The following is an 18,166-nucleotide window of genomic DNA, read 5'->3' on the forward strand; positions in this document are numbered from 1 at the left end:
AGCCGAAAAGGCAAAGGTAGAGGGCGGCGTGGCGTCCCCCCGTCGGGAAACTCGGCAATGAGGCGCGCCCGACCGCTCAACACTGACCGGTCGCCAAAAGCCGCCGGCCAACATTGTTTGCATAGCCTGCCTCGGGCGGCTCAGAGCCCGCCCTGTTCCTTCAGGAACCGGACCACATGGTCCACGCCTTCGCCGCGCTTCAGATCGGTGAAGAGATGCGGCTTTGTCTCGCGCATGCGAGATGCATCGCGATCCATCACGTCGAGATCGACGCCGACATAAGGTGCCAGGTCCTTCTTGTTGATGATCAGGAGGTCCGAGCGGGTAATGCCCGGCCCGCCTTTGCGCGGAATCTCCTCCCCCTGGCAGGTCGAAATCACATAGATGGTGATGTCGGCAAGATCGGGTGAAAAGGTCGCCGCCAGATTGTCGCCGCCGGATTCGATGAAGACCACGTCGAGGTCCGGAATTCGCTCCGTCAAGCCGGCGATCGCCTGAAGATTGATCGTCGCGTCCTCGCGGATCGCTGTATGCGGGCAGCCGCCCGTTTCGACACCGACGATACGGTCTGATGAGAGCGCCTGCATGCGCACCAACGCTTCGGCATCCTCCTTGGTATAGATGTCATTGGTGACGACCGCGACGGAGTAGTCTTCCCGCATCGCCTTGCAGAGTTTTTCCGTCAGCGCCGTTTTACCAGAGCCGACAGGCCCGCCGATACCGACGCGCAAGGGGCCGTTCGCCGATTTCATATGCCGTCCTTTCTCATTTTGCTGATTAGCTTTAGCCTGTTCCTACGAACGGAAAAGCCGCGTGTTTTGCGTTTCATGTTGGAGTGATGCAATCTCCGCTTGCACCGTGGCACCGCCGAGATCATCCGTCGTCGCCCGCGCGGCATTCTTGGCAACCTCTTCGATCAATCCTTCCAGGTCTGCGAGGATCTTGACTCCCTCCGTCTGCCCACAGACGCCAAGCCGGATGCCGGCCGAGACCGATTGCGAGACCATTGCATGCAGATAGGCAGCGAGTGCCTGGTCCAACGGGACGCCATGTGCGGCAGCCACCGAACCGACAGCGACCGGAAACGGCACATCTTTCGGCAGGCGATCGAAAGCCGGATGCGGCCAGGCGGAGGCTGCGACAACAAAAGCTTTGCCGAGCGAGAGCGTCTCGGTGAACCGCTCCGCCGAACCGGCCAGCGCCAGCGCCAGCGCCGCTATCTCTTTCAGTGAAGCCTCATCCTCGAACTGCCGCCAGGCTTCCGCAAACAGCACCGCATCGTTCCATAACGCACCATGTTGCAGCAGGGTCGAAAGCCAACCGGCCAGACTTCCTGCATCTTTCACCAGACCGTCGAATGCTGCCCGCTCCAGCCCGCCGGACCAGGCGAAACCGCCGATCGGGAAGGCCGGCGACAACCAGGCCATCAGCCTCAGCAGCGCCGGTGTATCGAGACCCTGGCTCATGCAGACTCAATCATGATGGTCATGGGAATGCCCACCATGGGAATGATAGGCACCGCGAGCCGGCTGGAACGGTTCCTCAACCTCCGTCACGATCGCGCCGAGCCCTTCGAGCATCGACCGGATCACGTGATCGCGCAGGATGAGGATACGGCCTTCCTCGATCTGCGCCGAAAGATGCCGGTTGCCGAGATGCCAGGCAAGCTCGATCAAGTGCAGCGTGTCGCGCGCCTTCACCTCGAAGAGCTTTTCGGGTGCGGCTCTTACCTCGACAGTGTCGCCATTGTCGAGCACCAGACGGTCCCCGTGGTGGAAAAGCACTGCATCCTTGAGGTCGAGCATCACCATGTCGCCGTTGGAAAGATGCAGCAGCTTGCGGCGCAGATGACGCAGGTCATGCGGCAAGGTCACGACATCGACGGGCGGATCAGTGATGACGCCGGCGGGATGGTAGGAACGGATATGCTGCATGGGACACTCGTCTGACTGCGAAAACCGCATCATTGCGGAGCTTGCCGCCGCGAGCAAGACCTTTGGGCAGTGAACAAAAAAACCCGGACTCGCGTCCGGGTTTTGGGTGGAGCGGAATGCACCAGATCAAGCGGCGATCTTGGTCGACTTCAGATTTTCCAGGATGTTCTGCGGCGAAGAAACGCCATAAGGGTCGGAATCGCAGTTGTCGGAATAACCTTCCTCCTCGAACCACTGCTCGACGATGCCGTCATTGATAATGGCCGCATAACGCCAGGAACGCATGCCGAAGCCGAGATTGTCCTTGGCGACCAGCATGCCCATCTTGCGGGTGAATTCACCCGAACCATCCGGGATGAGCTTCACTTTTTCAAGGTTCTGGCTCTTTCCCCAGGCATTCATGACGAAGGCGTCGTTGACGGAGATGCAGTAGATCTCATCGATGCCTTCTGCCTTGAACTCGCCGGCAAGCTTTTCGAAATCCGGCAGCTGATAGGTCGAGCAGGTCGGCGTGAAGGCGCCCGGGAGAGAGAAGAGTACGACACGTTTTCCGCCGAAATAATCTGCTGTCGTCTTATCTTCCCAACGGAATGGATTCGGACCGCCGATCGATTCGTCGCGCACGCGGGTCCGGAACGTCACATTGGGAATGCGTTTTCCAATAAGCATGGATTCAACTCTCCTGAAATCGTGGAAAATCGACGGCTTGGGCGACCGCCTGAATGAGACGACAAAAACTAACGTAAAATATCTTGCAGTGCAGCATCAAAGGTCTGCGACATAACAGCCATGCGCTCCATGCATGCATGAGTGACAATGAACCGGTCGATGTGCACCGGTTCATTGTCGCCTACGCCTCGAATTCGATCTCAGAACAGGAAGTAGCGTTGAGCCATCGGCAGCACGGTGGCTGGCTCGCAGGTCAGGAGTTCCCCATCCGCCCGGACTTCGTAGATCTCAGGATCGACCTCCACATGCGGGGTCGCCGAATTATGGATCATCGACGCCTTGGAAATACCACCACGGACGTTCTTCACCGCCACCAGTTTCTTGGCGACGCCGAGGCGCTGGGACAGGCCGGCATCGAGCGATGCCTGGCTGACGAAGGTAATCGAGGAATTCGTCCTCAGCTTTCCGTAGGCGGCAAACATCGGCCGGTAGTGCATCGGCTGTGGCGTCGGGATCGAGGCGTTTGGATCACCCATCGGGGCAGCCGCAATCGAACCTCCGAGCAGCACCATCTCCGGCTTCACACCGAAAAAGGCCGGGTTCCAGAGTACGAGATCGGCGCGCTTGCCGACCTCGACGGAGCCGATCTCGTGGCTGACACCGTGAGCGATCGCCGGGTTGATTGTATACTTGGCGATATAGCGCCTGACGCGAAAATTGTCGTTGTCGCCGGCCTCTTCCTTCAGCCGTCCGCGCTGGCGTTTCATCTTGTCGGCTGTCTGCCAGGTACGGATCGCCACTTCCCCGACACGGCCCATGGCCTGGCTGTCCGAAGAAATGATCGAGAAGGCGCCGATATCGTGCAGGATGTCTTCCGCCGCGATCGTTTCCTTTCGGATGCGGCTTTCGGCAAAGGCGATGTCTTCGGGAATGGACGGCGACAGGTGATGGCAGACCATCAGCATGTCGAGATGCTCGGCGAGCGTGTTGACCGTATAAGGCCGGGTCGGGTTGGTGGAGGATGGAATGACATTCGGCTGCCCGCAGACCTTGATGATATCCGGAGCGTGCCCACCGCCCGCCCCCTCGGTATGGAAGGCGTGGATGGTGCGTCCCTTGATGGCTGCGACCGTATCCTCCACGAAACCGCTTTCGTTGAGCGTATCCGTGTGGATCATCACCTGCACATCATATTGATCGGCGACTGTCAGGCAGTTGTCGATCGCGGCCGGCGTCGTCCCCCAATCCTCGTGCAGCTTGAGCGAAGAGGCGCCGGACAGGATCATCTCTTCCAGCGGCTTCGGCAGTGACGCATTGCCTTTGCCGGCAAGTGCGAGGTTCATCGGGAAAGCATCGAAGCTCTCGATCATCCGCTCGATATGCCAGGCGCCGGTACAGGTGGTGGCAAGCGTGCCATGCGCCGGGCCGGTGCCGCCGCCCAGCATGCAGGTAACGCCGCTCATCAGTGCTTCTTCGATCTGCTGCGGGCAGATGAAATGGATATGCGCATCCATACCGCCAGCGGTCAGTATCTTGCCCTCGCCGGCGATCGCCTCGGTCGAGGGGCCGACGATGATCGTCACACCCGGCTGCGTATCCGGATTGCCAGCCTTGCCGATCGCATGGATGCGGCCGTCCTTGAGACCGACATCAGCCTTGTAGACGCCGGAATGGTCGACAATCAGCGCATTGGTGATCACGGTGTCGACCGCGCCTTCCGCCCGCGTCGCCTGGCTCTGGCCCATGCCGTCGCGGATGACCTTGCCGCCGCCGAATTTCACCTCCTCGCCATAGGTGGTGAAGTCCTTCTCCACCTCGATGAAGAGCTCGGTATCGGCCAGCCTGACCCTGTCGCCCACGGTCGGACCGAACATGCTGGCATAGGCGGCGCGGGACATCTTATGGGGCATGGTCGGTCTACCTTTGAATTTCGGCCAGTTTCGAAAACGGTACGCTTATGGGGAACTCAGTTCCCCATAGCCTCGATCAGGTCTTTGAGTTCTTCGGTACGCTTGCGGGTAAGCTCCGCCTGGCAGCCGTAGATGAGCATCGGCTCCATCGTGCCGCCGCGGGCTTGGAATCCATAGGATGCGCACTGCGCGTCGCGATAGGCGATCCAGGCGCGCTGCGCCTTTACGAGCGCATCTTCAGCCCCCTTGAAATTCCCCTCCGCATCGGCGTCCCAGGTCTTCATGGCCTTGCGGGCCTTCTGATACTCCGCGTTGAGTATCTTGTCAGCGGCATCCAGCTCCTGTTCTTCGCAATAGGTCATCTCCATCTGCGTGATCGGGTTCTTGCAGTCAGGTTTCGGCTCCTGAGCGAGGACGGGAAGAGCGGAAAACGCCAGAATGGCGACGGCAATCGTCAATCTCACAGTGCACCCATGATCTTCTGCTGAAAGCCATAGACGGCGCGCTTGCCCGAAAGCGGGATCAGCGTGACGGAACGTGTCTGACCGGGCTCGAAGCGGACTGCGGTCCCTGCCGGGATATCGAGCCGCATGCCACGCGCCTTTTCCCGGTCGAAGGAGAGAGCATTGTTGGTCTCGAAGAAGTGGTAATGGCTGCCCACCTGAACCGGCCTGTCGCCGGTGTTGGATACTTCGACGGCAACGGTCGGCGCACCGGCATTGAGCTCGATTTCACCTTCTGCTGCAATCACTTCGCCCGGAATCATGATTCAATCTCCCAGTGAATTAACGTATCGGTTCATGCACGGTGACGAGCTTGGTCCCGTCCGGAAAAGTCGCTTCCACCTGCACGTCGTGGATCATCTCGGCTATCCCTTCCATCACCTGATCGCGGGTGACGACATGCGCACCGGCCTCCATCAGATCGGCAACCGAACGGCCATCTCTCGCACCTTCCACGACGAAGTCGGTGATCAGCGCCACCGTTTCCGGATAGTTGAGCTTGACGCCGCGTTCGAGCCGGCGGCGGGCGACGATCGCCGCCATAGCGATCAGAAGCTTGTCTTTTTCTCTGGGGGTGAGGTTCATGGGAATCCCGCAATAAGATCAGATATTCCAGACTTTCGGCACTGGCGCGCCGTTACGCAATACGGAAATTGCCGGTACCAGGATTTTTCTCAGTTCGAATCCGGTCGGCGCCACAAGCCGGGCGACCAGCTTGCCGTTCCAGTGGCTGGCACCGCCAGTCCATGGGCTCGCGCCCCCCGACGTACCCGCGAGGCAAGCTCTCAGTTTCGGGAAAAGCGCCTCGGCAAGCGGGCCGGAATAGAAAAGAGTTGCGAAAGCGATCTGGCCTGACAGGACCGCCGCAGCGTCTGCGAGACGCTGGATCTCACCTTCGAATTTCATCTCTTCGGCGTGGATGAGCCTGCCTGACCGGCGCACTCGCCAGCGATCGCGGAAGAAACCGCCACGAACCGCCTCGCCCATGGCCTTGCGACCAAGCAGCACGGCTTCGACGGCCAGGAATTCGCAGGTTTCGGCAAGATCGACGTCGAGCCTGCGCGTCAGCGAAGCCTGGTCGAAGAGGATCGTTTCCTGAGGAAGCCAGTGGAGGCAAGCATCTTTGCCCACGGTGATATGGGTGGATACGGAGGCCGTACCGGCGGCGGCCTTGTAAATCTTCTCGTTCGCCTGGGTGGTGATCGAAAGCTTCGTGGAAGCCGCAGCGGCGACGGACCATTCGATCGCGTCGCCGCCCGTCAGTCCCCCTGACGTATTGATGAGGATCGCCTCCATTTCAGGCGAAAATGTCTCCGGAAGGCGTATTTTTGCGCAGCCTTCCTGGAAGAATTCGGCAAGCTTCGTGCGCCCGCCGAAAGCCTTGGTTACAAGGCGCCCAGCCCCTCTTGCCCGCTGCGGCGCATATCGGTCGGCTGGCTGCTGTTGCACGTATTCCCCTGAAGATCGGCTTGCGTTCCGCAGTCCGATGCAACACCCGTGCCAGACGCAGTCCCGGAACTGATCTTGGCCGGGACGGCGGTGGCGACGACATCGGTACTGTCGGCCTTACCGAAGAACTCCCACATCCGCGACGCAGGATCAACATTCGGATCGAACGCGGGCTTGGCGGACGCGACGGACACGGCCGGGACGACGCTCGCGGCGCCGTCCTTGGCGGCCGCCAGCACGGCTTCCGTCGCAGGAGCCTGCTTCGGCCAGGCATGCGTCCCATTGGCAAAGACATAGGATGCAATGCGCGCACCGCTTTTGCAGGCGCCGTAGAGGCTGAACGTAACATCCTCGACGGTCTTGGGATTGCCGTCGCCCTTGCAGCCGTCCAGTTCCGTCCAGCGCTGGATCGCTACTTTGAAACCGTATTGCCAGTAAGCGCTGCCGCCGCCGGCGTAAGGGTTCGCCGTGTCCTTCAGGCCGGCGAAAGCCATGATCGAGACGGGGCGGGCCGGATTGCAATTGGCCTGATCCGGCACCCATTTTCCGCCGATCTCCACGGGGCGGCCTGCGCGCAATGAATGCACGACGCCGACAGCTGCAAAATCGTCGCGGCCGGAGCAGAGATAGGCCGAGAGCATGCGACCGCCGCCGGAATAACCCGATCCGTAGATGCGGGCCGGATCAACACAGAATTCCTCCTTCACGGTCTTCAGCGCCTGCTGAATGAAGGCGATCTCGTCGAGGCCGCCCTCTTGCCTGGTCACAAAAGGAACGTTCCAGGCATAGGTGCCGGTAAACTTGCCGGGCAGGCTGCCTTGCGGCGCAACGACAATGAAGCCGTTCTTTTCCGCGACCTTGTCCCACGAGCTTCTGTTCAGTTGGCCATCTGGATTGCTGTTGCTGCCATGGAAATCGAAAACGACCGGAACCTTGTCCTTGCCGGTATAGGAGGACGGGATGAAATAGACCACAGAGCGAGTGCTACCATCGGCCTCGACAATCATCGGATGGCGTCCCGGCTCCATCGGCTGGCCGCAACCCGCATAGGCCCCGCTTGCAGCCAAGAAAAAAGCCCCTACCGCGATCATGCGAGTAAGAGCAGTGTTGGCAAGCCTACCAGCAACGCATGCAAATTCCATCAGCGCCTCATCATGGGTGCAAGAGTGGTGTGTCAACGATATCGGAATATGCCCTAAACACGGCCTTGGTAACACACATCAGCCCGGTATGAAACGCACGAAATACTGCGATGCGATACAAACATTCACCGGCGAAATACTAGCATCAGACAGTCAGATGCCGTCTCGCTTCTGCCGTATCCAGTGTTTCGGCGGCCCCTTCATGCACGATCTCGCCGCGATCCATGATGTAGACTTGGTCGGCAAGCTCACGGCAGAAATCGAGATACTGCTCGACCAGCAAAATGGCCATGCCGGTGCTATCGCGGAGATAGCGGATTGCCCGGCCGATATCCTTGATGATTGATGGCTGGATGCCTTCCGTTGGCTCGTCCAGGACGAGAATCTTGGGGCGTGTCACCATCGCGCGGCCGATTGCAAGCTGTTGCTGCTGGCCGCCGGAAAGGTCGCCGCCGCGACGGCCGAGCATGGATTTCAAGACCGGGAACAGCGAGAAGATTTCATCTGGAATGAACTTGTCCTTGCGGGCGAGTGGCGCATAGCCGCTTTCGAGATTCTCCTGTACGGTCAGCAGCGGAAAGATCTCCCGCCCCTGCGGCACATATCCGATCCCGTGCTTGGCGCGCGCATAGGGCGGCAGGCCGTTCAGCACCTCACCCTGAAAGCTGATCGTACCCGCGCTCACCGCGTGCTGGCCGGTAATGGCGCGCAGAAGAGAGCTTTTCCCCACGCCATTGCGCCCCAGCACACACGTGATCTTGCCCATGTCAGCATTGATCGAGACGCCCCGCAGCGCCTGTGCCGCGCCGTAGTGAAGATTGACGTTGTTGACTGTCAGCATGGTCACCGCCCCAGATAGTTTTCGATCACCTTCGGATCGTTCGAAACGAAATCGATCGAGCCCTCCGCCAGCACCGAACCCTCCGCGAGGCAGGTCACCTTGACGCCAAGATCGCGGATGAAGCCCATGTCGTGTTCGACGACGACGACCGATCGCGTCTTGGCGATCTCTTTCAAGAGCTCCGCCGTTTCGACGGTCTCGGCATCGGTCATCCCCGCGACCGGCTCGTCCACCAGCAACAGCTTCGGCTCCTGGGCGAGCAGCATGCCGATCTCCAGCCATTGCTTCTGGCCATGCGAGAGGTTGGCGGCGAGTTCCTGCCTTCGATGCGTCAGCCGGATCGTTTCGAGAATTTCCTCGATACGCGCCTTGTCTTCGGGGGAAAGCGTGTAGAAGAGCGTCGCGAAGACACCGCGGTCGCGGTTCAGCGCCAGTTCCAGATTGTCCCAGACCGTATGGCTTTCGAACACGGTCGGTTTCTGGAATTTCCGGCCGATGCCGAGCTGGGCGATATCCGCCTCGTCTTGTCTCGTAAGATCGACCGTATCCTCGAAGAGCACCGTGCCGGTATCCGGCCGGGTCTTGCCGGTGATGATGTCCATCATCGTCGTCTTACCGGCACCGTTTGGACCGATGATGGCTCTGAGTTCCCCGGGTTCGACGACGAAGGAAAGCGAATTCAGCGCCTTGAATCCGTCGAAGGAAACGGAGACGTTTTCGAGGTAGAGCAGGCTCTTCGTTCTCGTTTCGGCAATCGTGTTCATCGGTTCGTGCCCCCGTCTCTCATTCCGCCGCCTGCACGGCCCGCGCCACCGCCTCTTCGTCGCCCCTGCCCTTCTCGGCTTCCGCTGCGGCCTTCAGCGCCTGGCGCGCCTTGAAGCCGTGCTGAATCGTGCCAACGATGCCTCTCGGCAGGAAGAGCGTCACGGCGATGAAGAGGCCCCCCAGCGCATAGAGCCAGAATTCCGGGAAGGCGCCGGTGAAGAAGCTCTTACCGGCATTGACGAGCACCGCGCCGATGATCGGGCCGATCAGCGTGCCGCGACCGCCGACCGCCGTCCAGACGACAACTTCGATCGAGTTGGCCGGCGCGAATTCGCCGGGGTTGATGATGCCGACCTGCGGCACGAAGAGAGCCCCGGCGACCCCCGCCATCATCGCCGACACGACGAATGTGAAGAGCTTTATGTTTTCCACCCTAAAGCCGAGAAAACGCACCCGGCTCTCCGCATCGCGCACCCCGACCAGAACCTTGCCGAATTTCGAGCGGACGATCGCCGATGCGATGACGAGGCAGAGCGCCAGCATGATCGCCGACATGGCGAAGAGCACCGCGCGCGTTCCATCCGCCTGAACCGGGAAACCGATAATGTCCTTGAAGTCGGTGAGGCCGTTATTGCCGCCGAAGCCCATGTCGTTGCGGAAGAAGGCAAGCATCAGTGCATAGGTCATGGCTTGCGTGATGATCGACAGATAGACGCCATTGACGCGAGAGCGGAAAGCGAACCAGCCGAACACGAACGCAAGCAGGCCGGGCACGAAGAGCACCATGACCATGGCGAAAGCGAACCAGTCGAACCCGTACCAGAACCAGGGCAGTTCCTTCCAGTTGAGGAAGACCATGAAGTCCGGCAGGATCGGGTTGCCGTAGACACCCCTCGAACCGATCTGCCGCATCAGGTACATGCCCATTGCATAACCGCCGAGCGCGAAGAAGGCGCCGTGGCCGAGCGAGAGGATGCCGCAATAACCCCAGACGAGATCGAGCGCCAGCGCCAGCAGCGCGTAGCAGAGATACTTGCCCATCAGCGCCATGAGGTAGGTCGGGATATGGACGGCACTGTCAGACGGGACGAGCAGGTTGAGCGCCGGCACGAGGATGGCGACACCCAGAAGGATCGCGACGGCGATGACGATCTTGCCTTCGAGCGCGCGCAGGATGAAGCCCGTGATCATGCTTCCACCGCCCTTCCCTTGAGCGCGAAGAGGCCGCGCGGACGTTTCTGGATGAACAGGATGATCAGCACCAGCACGAGGATCTTGCCAAGCACGGCGCCGACCGAGGGTTCGAGGAACTTGTTGAGCACGCCGAGCGAGAGCCCCCCGACCAGCGTGCCCCACAAGTTGCCGACGCCCCCGAAGACCACAACCATGAAACTGTCGATGATGTAGCTCTGGCCGAGATTGGGCGAGACGTTGTCGATCTGGGAAAGCGCAACGCCGGCGATACCCGCAATACCCGAGCCCAGCGCGAAAGTGAGCGCATCGACCCACGGCGTCCTGATGCCCATGGACGACGCCATGCGGCGGTTCTGGGTGACGGCCCGCATGCTGAGGCCATAGGCGGACTTCTTCATCACCACCAGCAGCGCCACGAAGATCGACAGAGAGAAAACCACTATCCACAGGCGGTTCCAGGTGATCGTCAGCCCTCCGAGCGCGAACGAGCCGGACATCCATGACGGATTGCCGACCTCCTGGTTGGTCGGGCCGAAGATCGAGCGGATCGCCTGCTGCAGGATGAGCGAAACGCCCCAGGTGGCGAGCAGGGTTTCGAGCGGCCGGCCGTAAAGGAAGCGGATGACGCCACGTTCGATGACGAAGCCGACGGCGCCCGTCACCAGGAAGGCGACAGGCAGCGCGATCGCCAGCGACCAGTCGAACAGGCCGGGTGCGTTCGAGCGGATCATATCCTGCACCACGAAGGTGGAATAGGCGCCGAGCATGACCATTTCGCCATGCGCCATGTTGATGATGCCCATCACGCCGAAGGTGATCGCAAGGCCAATCGCGGCAAGCAGCAGGACCGAACCGAGCGACAGGCCGTACCAGACGTTCTGCGCCATGTCCCAGAGCTGAAGTTCGCTTTCGATCGAGGAGATCGCGGTATTGAGATCACCCTTGAGGCTCGCATCGATCGAGCCGGACACGGAATTCAGGATACCGAGCGCATTGCGTCCGCCGAGGCTCCCGATCGTCTCGATGGCGGCGCGCTTCTCGTCGACAGAACGATTGGAGGAAAGCACCGATACCGCCCGCGCCTCCTCCATGCGCGCCTTGACCTCACCGTCCGTCTCCTTGGCGAGCGCTGCCTCGACCAGTTCGAGGTTTTCCGGGCTTGGGGAGCGGAGCACCGCATCGGCGGCCTGCAGGCGAACAGCCCGGTCCGGGCTCAGAAGGGTAAGCCCGCCCATGACGGAGCGGATGACACGACGGAGATTGTTGTTCACCCTGATCTTGGTGACGGCGCTCTTCGGAACCGTACCGGCGGAAGCACCCGTCAGCGGGTCGATCAGTTCGAAACTGGAGCCTGCGGCTTTTGCAATGAAGACCAGGTTGTCCGACTTGCGGAAATAGAGGTCGCCTTCGGCGAAGGCTCCCAGCGCCGGGACAACCCTTGTGTCGCCGGTCGCGGCGATCTGGCCGATCAGCTTTTCGGCCTCATTGAAATCGGCTTTGGCAAGCGCATCGATCAAAGGTTTCGGATCGCTCTGCGCCTGGACCGGCGCGGCGACGGAAAGGATAAGGAAAATCAGACTGAAAAGACGGATAAGCATGTCGAAGTTCCCCGGGGATGGCCGGACGGTTGATGGCTCTTGCCCCTCATCCGCCTGCCGGCACCTTCTCCCGCATGCGGGGAGAAGGACATTTGCCGCGCCCTATCCAGTCCGCGTCAGCGCTCCGTATGGCACGTCCCCTCTCCCCATCGAAACGGGGAGAGGGTTAGGATGAGGGGCAGGTTTAGCCCTCAACTTCGCCGGATCAGCTGCCCTTGCCGCCGCACTTGCCGGTGGCGACGTTGAAGTTGCCGCACTCCATCGGCTTGCGCCAGTCGGAGATCAGGTCCTTGGAGTCCGGCAGGTAATCGGACCACTCGTCACCAACGACTGCCGGCGTTTCCTGAACGATCTCGAACTGGCCGTCGGCCTGGATTTCGCCGATCAGCACCGGCTTGGTGATGTGATGGTTCGGCATGACGGTGGAATAGCCGCCCGAAAGGTTCGGAACGGCAACGCCGATGATCGAGTCGAGCACGGCGTCCGTATCGGTCGTGCCAGCGGCTTCGACGGCCTTCACCCAGGCGTTGAAACCGATATAGGCGGCTTCCATCGGGTCGTTGGTCACGCGCTTCTCGTTCTTGGTGAACGCATGCCATTCCTTGATGAACTCGGCATTGACGTCAGCATCGACCGACTGGAAATAGTTCCAGGCAGCGAGATGGCCGACGAGAGGGCCGGTATCGAGGCCAGCAAGTTCTTCTTCGCCGACAGAGAAGGCAACGACCGGGATGTCCTCGGCCTTGATGCCCTGGTTGCCGAGTTCCTTGTAGAAGGGCACGTTCGCATCACCGTTGATGGTGGAGACGACGGCGGTCTTCTTGCCGGCGGAGCCGAACTTCTTGATGTCGGAGACGATCGTCTGCCAGTCGGAATGGCCGAATGGCGTGTAGTTGATCATGATGTCCTCTTCCTTGACGCCCTTGGACATCAGGTAGGCCTTCAGGATCTTGTTGGTCGTCTGCGGATAGACGTAGTCGGTGCCGGCGAGAACCCAGCGCTCTACGCCTTCGGTCTCGGCCAGGTAGTCGACCGCCGGAATGGCCTGCTGGTTTGGAGCGGCACCGGTGTAGAAGATGTTGCGCGAGGATTCCTCACCCTCGTACTGCACCGGGTAGAACAGGATAGAGTTCAGCTCCTCGAAGACCGGCAGCACCGATTTGCGCGAAGACGAGGTCCAGCAGCCGAAGACGGCGGCGACCTTGTCCTGGGAGATCAGCTGGCGGGCCTTTTCGGCAAACAGCGGCCAGTCGGAAGCCGGATCGACCACGACGGCTTCGAGCTTCTTGCCGAGAACGCCGCCCTTCTTGTTCTGCTCGTCGACGAGCATCAGCATGACGTCCTTGAGGGTCGTCTCGGAGATAGCCATGGTGCCCGAAAGCGAATGGAGAACGCCGATCTTGATCGTGTCGTCGGCAGCAAAGGCGCCGTGAAGCGCCGTCGTCGACATAATGGCAGCAACGAGCGCGCCGCCAAGCTTTGCCTTGAATGTCATTGGTTCGAACCCCTCTTCTCGTTCGTCCGCAACGAAGAACTGACCGTTGCTTGAACGACTATCGGTTGCTGCATCGCAAAACCGTATACGTAAAATGACGTATCCGAGGGGGAGAACCGGGAACGGTCGCGACCGACCAGCGAGCGCCTTATGACCTCGGAGGTAATCGACCTCATCCGGACCTGCGGCTATTCGTTCTAGGCCGCCGCGTATCTCGCGATGCCGCAATTTTGTTCGATCAAGAAAGGCAAAGCCATGGCCGTAACTTACGTCATCCGTTTCGATATCCGCCCCGATCAGCGGGAGAGGTTCATGATGCTGCTGACGGAGGTGCTGGACGCCATGCGGCATGAACCGATGTTCCATCAGGCGGTGCTGCACGCCGATCCCGACGACGAGAACCGCATGATGCTCTACGAGACCTGGGAGGATCATGAAGACGTTCTGGAGGTGCAGTTGAAGCGTCCTTACCGGAACGCATGGCATGCGGCGCTGCCGGAACTCCTCGCCGGCCCGCGCGACATTTCGATCTGGCGTCCGGTCCACAGTGACCGCTCGGAGTAATCTCGCTCTTGGAAGAAGCTGTCGCCCGTTACCTGCCGGATTGATGTCGTGGCCCCTATGGGTCATTGTACAGATCACCCTTTGCTTCGAGGGCACGGAAATGAAGCGCGGTCTATTTTTCGGCATTATCGGTGCTGCCGGGCTTGTCGCCGGGGCATTATTTATCTTCGTCGGTCAGACAAAGGTCTCGCCGGAGGCGATCCAGTCGTCCGTCATCCGTTCTCCTGATCTGGTCGACAGGGCGTGGAAGCTGCCTGTGGCGGCGACCTTCGGCATGGACCTGACCTGGCAAACAAACGCATCGCGGTGCGGCCCGGCGAGTATTGCCAACGCATTCCGATCCGTCGGCGAGGAGGAGACGACAGAAGCCGAGGTTCTGGATGGAACCGGAATGTGCTGGACGGGGCTTTGCATAATCGGGCTCACGCTGGACGAACTTGCCGAACTGGCCCAAATGAAAACCGAGCGAAAGGTTTCGGTTCTCCGCGACCTGACCGCCGAGCAGTTCCACGAACACATGAAGCGCGCTAACGATCCCGGCCGACGCTACGTCATCAATTTTGCCCGCATGACAATCTTTGGCTCGGGCAGCGGCCATCATTCGCCCATCGGAGGATATCTGGAGGCTGAGGACATGGTGTTCGTTTTGGATGTCAACGAGAACTACCGGCCTTGGCTGATCGAGCGGGAGCGGCTGTTCCTGGCAATGGACACTCTCGATGGCGACAAGAAGCGGGGCCTGCTTCTGATCGAATAGTGGGATCAGGCGCCGAGAATTTTTTCCGCAAGGGGCTGATGTTGAACGCCCTATTCTCTGCTCCTCATCTCCCGCACGCCGCGCCCGAGCCTCTGGCGCAGCAAAGCACGCAATGTCACGCCGTCGGCATAACCGACCAGCGCGGCGATCTCGTCCGGGCTCTCGTCGCTGGTCTTCAGGAGATGCACTGCGCGCTCGACCCGTAAATCCTGAAAATAGGAAAGCGGTGTCTTGCCGAGCACCTGCTGCAGACGACGAGCGAGCGTGCGCTTGCTGGCGCCGACGGCATCGGCTGCGACGTCGAGCGAAAAGCCTTCGGACAACCGGCCGCGCGCCCACCGTTCGAATTTCTCCACCAGCGGATCGGCATGGGCGAGGTGATCGGTGACGACATAGGCCGATTGCGCCGGTCGGCTGTCGACGATGAGATAACGTGCGACGAGGTTCGCAAGCTCCGGGCTCGCCTGCCGCACAAGCCAGAGCGCCATGTCCATATGTCCGAGCGCCGCACCCGCCGTCACCAGCGCCCCGGACTTCACCAGCATGTGGCCATCTTCGAGACGTACGGCGGGATAACGCTGGCGGAAGAGCGGGGCGAGCCACCACGTGGTCGTCGCCTTCTCGCCGTCGAGAAGACCGGATTCGGCAAGCACGAACGTGCCTATACAGGCGGCGGCGATGTTCATGCCGGCCCCTCTCGCCTCCCGGAGCAAGGCACCCGCATCCCGGATGTCCGGGCGGTCGAGTGCCGGCACGAGCATTTCCGGCATCTTGTAGGCGATCGCCGGAATGACGAGCCAGCCCGCGCGTGGATCGAATGCACCCGAAGCCGGGACACAAAGTCCTTGCGCCGTCCGGACACCGTTGCGCATTCCGACAACCGAGACCTCGAAGGGCGGCACGGTGAGCGAGAGCATCGAAACAAGTTCGTTCGCGGTTGTGAAGACGTCGAGGATCGATGAAAGGCCGGTATCAAAAACACCGTCGAGTGCCAACACCTGCAACTTCATGGCAATATTCCCATCAACAATGTCAATATTGACAATAGCAGGCGACACCGGCTTCCGCCATGATGGCATTGTCGAAAGAGGACAAGGGCATGAACATGGACGTAACCACGATCGGCTTCACCAGGACGACGGCCGAGGATTTCTTTGGCCGCATCAGAGCCGCAGGCGTCAAGCGCGTCATGGATGTCAGGCTTCACAACACGTCACAGCTTGCGGGGTTTGCAAAGTCCGACGACCTCGCTTTCTTTCTCAAGGCGCTCTGCGGAGCCGGTTACGTGCACGAACCGCTGCTTGCGCCGACCGAAGAAATCATGACCGCATTCAAGAAGAAGAAGGGCGACTGGAACGTCTTCCAGAACGATTTCCTGGACCTGATGGCCGAACGGAAGATTGAGAGCCGGCTGAAACCGGAGCAGTTCGACGGCTCCTGTCTGCTCTGCTCGGAGGACAAGCCGCACCATTGCCACCGAAAGCTCGTCTGCGACTATCTGAACGGCAAATGGGGTGGCAAGCTGAGCGTCCGCCACCTCTGACCTGATCCTAACCGATATCCTGATCCTTGAACGCCGCGGGGAGATCGCCTCCCTGCGTGGGGGAGCCGATTGTCATGACCTACCAGACCATTCTTGCCATCGCCCTGTTTTCCTTTGTCGGCTCTGTGTCGCCCGGACCGAGCAATTTCATGCTGCTTGCTTCCGGCACCAATTTCGGATTCCGGCGCACGCTGCCGCAGATATTCGGCATTACGATCGGCTTGTCTTCGGTGCTGCTGGCAGTCGGTTTCGGGCTCGGCGCCCTCATTCACGCCTATCCGCCAGTCGGCCTGCTGCTCAAGATTGCCGGCTCCGCCTATCTTCTTTATCTGGCCTGGCGGATCGCCATGTCGCGCGCCGTGGCAAGCGGCGAAACAGCAGCCTCAAGGCCGTTGACCTTCCTGGAATCCGCCGCCTTCCAGTGGGTCAATCCGAAGGCCTGGGTTGCGGCGCTGACAGCCATGGCGGCCTATGCCAGCGACGAAAGCCCCTTCGTGTCGGTGCTCGCGATCACGCTCGTGATCGCCATCGTCAACCTGCCGAGCGTGGCGGTCTGGGCAGGCTTCGGCATGGCCCTCCGCACCTTCCTCACCGATCCGATACGTCTCAAATGGTTCAATATCGTCATGGGCCTGCTGCTCGTCGCAACGCTCTGGCCGCTGATGATGTGAAGGCGGGGCAGCCGAAACGACAAGGCCGCCCTCTCTCAGGACGGCCACCGAGAGGGGAGACACCTCCCCGCTGCACGCGATGCGGGCTGTCAGTCGTTCGCCTCGGGACGGTTTCGCCAGGCTTCCGCCTGTGCATAGAACTTCTTTTCCCATTCCTTATGGTTATCGAGGCCTTCCTTGATGAAGGGCGTGAAGATAGCCATGTGCATGAGCAGCCAATTGACGAACCTTGCCGGGAATTTCAGCGGCTTGACGAAGTCGACGAAAAGCACGACGCGGGTCTTGTCCGTGTGGTTCCAGGCCTCGTGCTCGTAGGCGTCGTCGAAAATCAGGACCTTGCCCTCCTCCCAGTGGCAAATCTGATCCTTCACTCGGATCGCCAGCTTGTCGCGCGGCTCCGGCACGATGAGACCGAGATGGAGGCGCAACACGCCGTTATAAGGTCCGCGATGCGCCGGCAGGTGTTTTCCCGGCTCGAAGATCGAGAACATCACGGTCGTCAGGCCCGGAATCTTCTGCATCGCTTTCCAGGTCTCGGGGCATGCCTGGATGTTCTGCTCCGACCTCACTCCGAAGCCGAGGAGGAAGAACGTCTTCCAGCCCTTGTCGGTCGAAATCGTCTTCACATCGGTGGAAATGTCCTGGAAGGTCGGCAATTCGTCCTTGCGGACCAGAATGCGGTCGAGCTCCGCGCGGATAGCAGGCGCCGCCTTCTCGATTTCGGCCGTCCAGGGGAAGGTTGCATTGTCATAAACCGGCGGGTTGCCGAGCTTGGCATATTTGAAATTCAATCGCTCCGCCCAGGCGACGATCGCCATGAAGAAGCGGGTGATTGCACTGGGACGACCCATCGGTGCGATACCGGTCGTACCGAAGCTTTGTTCAGGTTCAGGGATTGTAGGGGATGACGGTTTCACTTGTGAAGCGCCTGATAAGAAAGGTTGATCTGGGGCGGCAAGGCATTTGCCATCACGCCTTTTTCCGCTTTGGCACGTTACTTGACATGGGACGTCATGTTCCAGCTTGCAAGCATCTGTGTCGCAGTTGTGGCAGCTTGGAACATTATTACCGGACGTGTGGCAGAAGGAACGCTCTATCAGGACGTGCCTGTTGAAGCGGCGCATCTCTGTC

Annotated in this window: 21 protein-coding genes; 4 read left to right on the top strand and 17 right to left on the bottom strand. The window is 60.4% G+C overall.

The window, feature by feature from the left end:
* Window positions 1–140: 140 nt before the first annotated feature.
* From ureG to urtA, 15 genes are all read right to left on the bottom strand, one after another.
* On the bottom strand, window positions 141–752 hold the full coding sequence (gene ureG, locus QEO92_RS15720; protein ID WP_037149281.1) for an urease accessory protein UreG: 612 nt from the start codon (window positions 750–752) through the stop codon (window positions 141–143).
* Between the two features lie 42 nt (window positions 753–794).
* On the bottom strand, window positions 795–1,466 hold the full coding sequence (locus QEO92_RS15725; protein WP_227703656.1) for an urease accessory protein UreF: 672 nt from the start codon (window positions 1,464–1,466) through the stop codon (window positions 795–797).
* 6 nt (window positions 1,467–1,472) lie between these two features.
* The gene (ureE, locus tag QEO92_RS15730; RefSeq protein WP_227703657.1) at window positions 1,473–1,934 is read right to left on the bottom strand and encodes an urease accessory protein UreE; all 462 of its coding nucleotides are present in this window, start codon (window positions 1,932–1,934) and stop codon (window positions 1,473–1,475) included.
* A gap of 126 nt (window positions 1,935–2,060) precedes the next feature.
* A complete protein-coding gene (locus QEO92_RS15735; RefSeq protein ID WP_037149273.1) occupies window positions 2,061–2,603 on the bottom strand; it encodes a peroxiredoxin in 543 nt (180 codons plus the stop codon).
* 200 nt (window positions 2,604–2,803) lie between these two features.
* Window positions 2,804–4,513: an urease subunit alpha gene (ureC, locus tag QEO92_RS15740; RefSeq protein ID WP_227703658.1), complete on the bottom strand. Its 1,710-nt coding sequence runs from the start codon at window positions 4,511–4,513 to the stop codon at window positions 2,804–2,806.
* Window positions 4,514–4,569: 56 nt separating this feature from the next.
* On the bottom strand, window positions 4,570–4,977 hold the full coding sequence (locus QEO92_RS15745; RefSeq protein WP_407721380.1) for a lysozyme inhibitor LprI family protein: 408 nt from the start codon (window positions 4,975–4,977) through the stop codon (window positions 4,570–4,572).
* Window positions 4,974–5,279, bottom strand: coding sequence for an urease subunit beta (locus QEO92_RS15750; RefSeq protein ID WP_037149266.1), 306 nt, complete (start codon window positions 5,277–5,279; stop codon window positions 4,974–4,976). The genes QEO92_RS15745 and QEO92_RS15750 overlap by 4 nt, the downstream gene beginning before the upstream one ends.
* A gap of 19 nt (window positions 5,280–5,298) precedes the next feature.
* On the bottom strand, window positions 5,299–5,601 hold the full coding sequence (locus tag QEO92_RS15755) for an urease subunit gamma (RefSeq protein ID WP_037149263.1): 303 nt from the start codon (window positions 5,599–5,601) through the stop codon (window positions 5,299–5,301).
* 18 nt (window positions 5,602–5,619) lie between these two features.
* A complete protein-coding gene (locus tag QEO92_RS15760; protein WP_227703659.1) occupies window positions 5,620–6,465 on the bottom strand; it encodes an urease accessory protein UreD in 846 nt (281 codons plus the stop codon).
* Window positions 6,402–7,532 (bottom strand): CE1 family esterase, encoded by a 1,131-nt coding sequence (locus QEO92_RS15765; protein WP_227703660.1) that lies wholly within the window; start codon window positions 7,530–7,532, stop codon window positions 6,402–6,404. Before QEO92_RS15765 ends, QEO92_RS15760 begins: the two co-directional genes overlap by 64 nt.
* Window positions 7,533–7,752: 220 nt before the next feature.
* On the bottom strand, window positions 7,753–8,448 hold the full coding sequence (urtE, locus tag QEO92_RS15770; protein WP_037149256.1) for an urea ABC transporter ATP-binding subunit UrtE: 696 nt from the start codon (window positions 8,446–8,448) through the stop codon (window positions 7,753–7,755).
* Between the two features lie 2 nt (window positions 8,449–8,450).
* Window positions 8,451–9,212: an urea ABC transporter ATP-binding protein UrtD gene (gene urtD / locus QEO92_RS15775; RefSeq protein ID WP_037149253.1), complete on the bottom strand. Its 762-nt coding sequence runs from the start codon at window positions 9,210–9,212 to the stop codon at window positions 8,451–8,453.
* A gap of 19 nt (window positions 9,213–9,231) precedes the next feature.
* On the bottom strand, window positions 9,232–10,404 hold the full coding sequence (urtC, locus tag QEO92_RS15780; RefSeq protein WP_227703661.1) for an urea ABC transporter permease subunit UrtC: 1,173 nt from the start codon (window positions 10,402–10,404) through the stop codon (window positions 9,232–9,234).
* Entirely contained in the window at window positions 10,401–12,005 is a 1,605-nt protein-coding gene (gene urtB / locus QEO92_RS15785; protein ID WP_037149248.1) for an urea ABC transporter permease subunit UrtB, read from the bottom strand. Before urtB ends, urtC begins: the two co-directional genes overlap by 4 nt.
* A 205-nt stretch (window positions 12,006–12,210) precedes the next feature.
* Window positions 12,211–13,500, bottom strand: a complete 1,290-nt coding sequence (urtA, locus tag QEO92_RS15790; protein WP_037149245.1) for an urea ABC transporter substrate-binding protein — start codon at window positions 13,498–13,500, stop codon at window positions 12,211–12,213.
* 255 nt (window positions 13,501–13,755) lie between these two features.
* Between urtA and QEO92_RS15795 the strand changes: the two genes are divergently transcribed.
* Entirely contained in the window at window positions 13,756–14,064 is a 309-nt protein-coding gene (locus tag QEO92_RS15795; RefSeq protein WP_227703662.1) for a putative quinol monooxygenase, read from the top strand.
* Between the two features lie 100 nt (window positions 14,065–14,164).
* Complete coding sequence (locus QEO92_RS15800; protein WP_037149667.1) at window positions 14,165–14,821, top strand: phytochelatin synthase family protein; 657 nt, start codon at window positions 14,165–14,167, stop codon at window positions 14,819–14,821.
* Between the two features lie 50 nt (window positions 14,822–14,871).
* Here QEO92_RS15800 and QEO92_RS15805 read toward each other — a convergent pair whose 3' ends face one another.
* A complete protein-coding gene (locus QEO92_RS15805) occupies window positions 14,872–15,831 on the bottom strand; it encodes a GlxA family transcriptional regulator (protein WP_037149239.1) in 960 nt (319 codons plus the stop codon).
* Between the two features lie 89 nt (window positions 15,832–15,920).
* On the opposite strand from QEO92_RS15805, the gene QEO92_RS15810 reads away from it, so the two are divergent.
* Both QEO92_RS15810 and QEO92_RS15815 read left to right on the top strand, forming a co-directional pair.
* Entirely contained in the window at window positions 15,921–16,364 is a 444-nt protein-coding gene (locus QEO92_RS15810) for a DUF488 domain-containing protein (protein WP_425272335.1), read from the top strand.
* 74 nt (window positions 16,365–16,438) lie between these two features.
* Window positions 16,439–17,035, top strand: a complete 597-nt coding sequence (locus tag QEO92_RS15815) for a LysE family translocator (RefSeq protein ID WP_037149237.1) — start codon at window positions 16,439–16,441, stop codon at window positions 17,033–17,035.
* An 89-nt stretch (window positions 17,036–17,124) separates the two neighbouring features.
* On the opposite strand, the gene olsC is transcribed toward QEO92_RS15815, so the two are convergent.
* On the bottom strand, window positions 17,125–17,886 hold the full coding sequence (olsC, locus tag QEO92_RS15820) for an ornithine lipid ester-linked acyl 2-hydroxylase OlsC (protein WP_081952780.1): 762 nt from the start codon (window positions 17,884–17,886) through the stop codon (window positions 17,125–17,127).
* Window positions 17,887–18,166: the final 280 nt, after the last annotated feature.

This window comes from Neorhizobium petrolearium (genome assembly GCF_029854435.1).
Taxonomy (GTDB): domain Bacteria; phylum Pseudomonadota; class Alphaproteobacteria; order Rhizobiales; family Rhizobiaceae; genus Neorhizobium; species Neorhizobium petrolearium.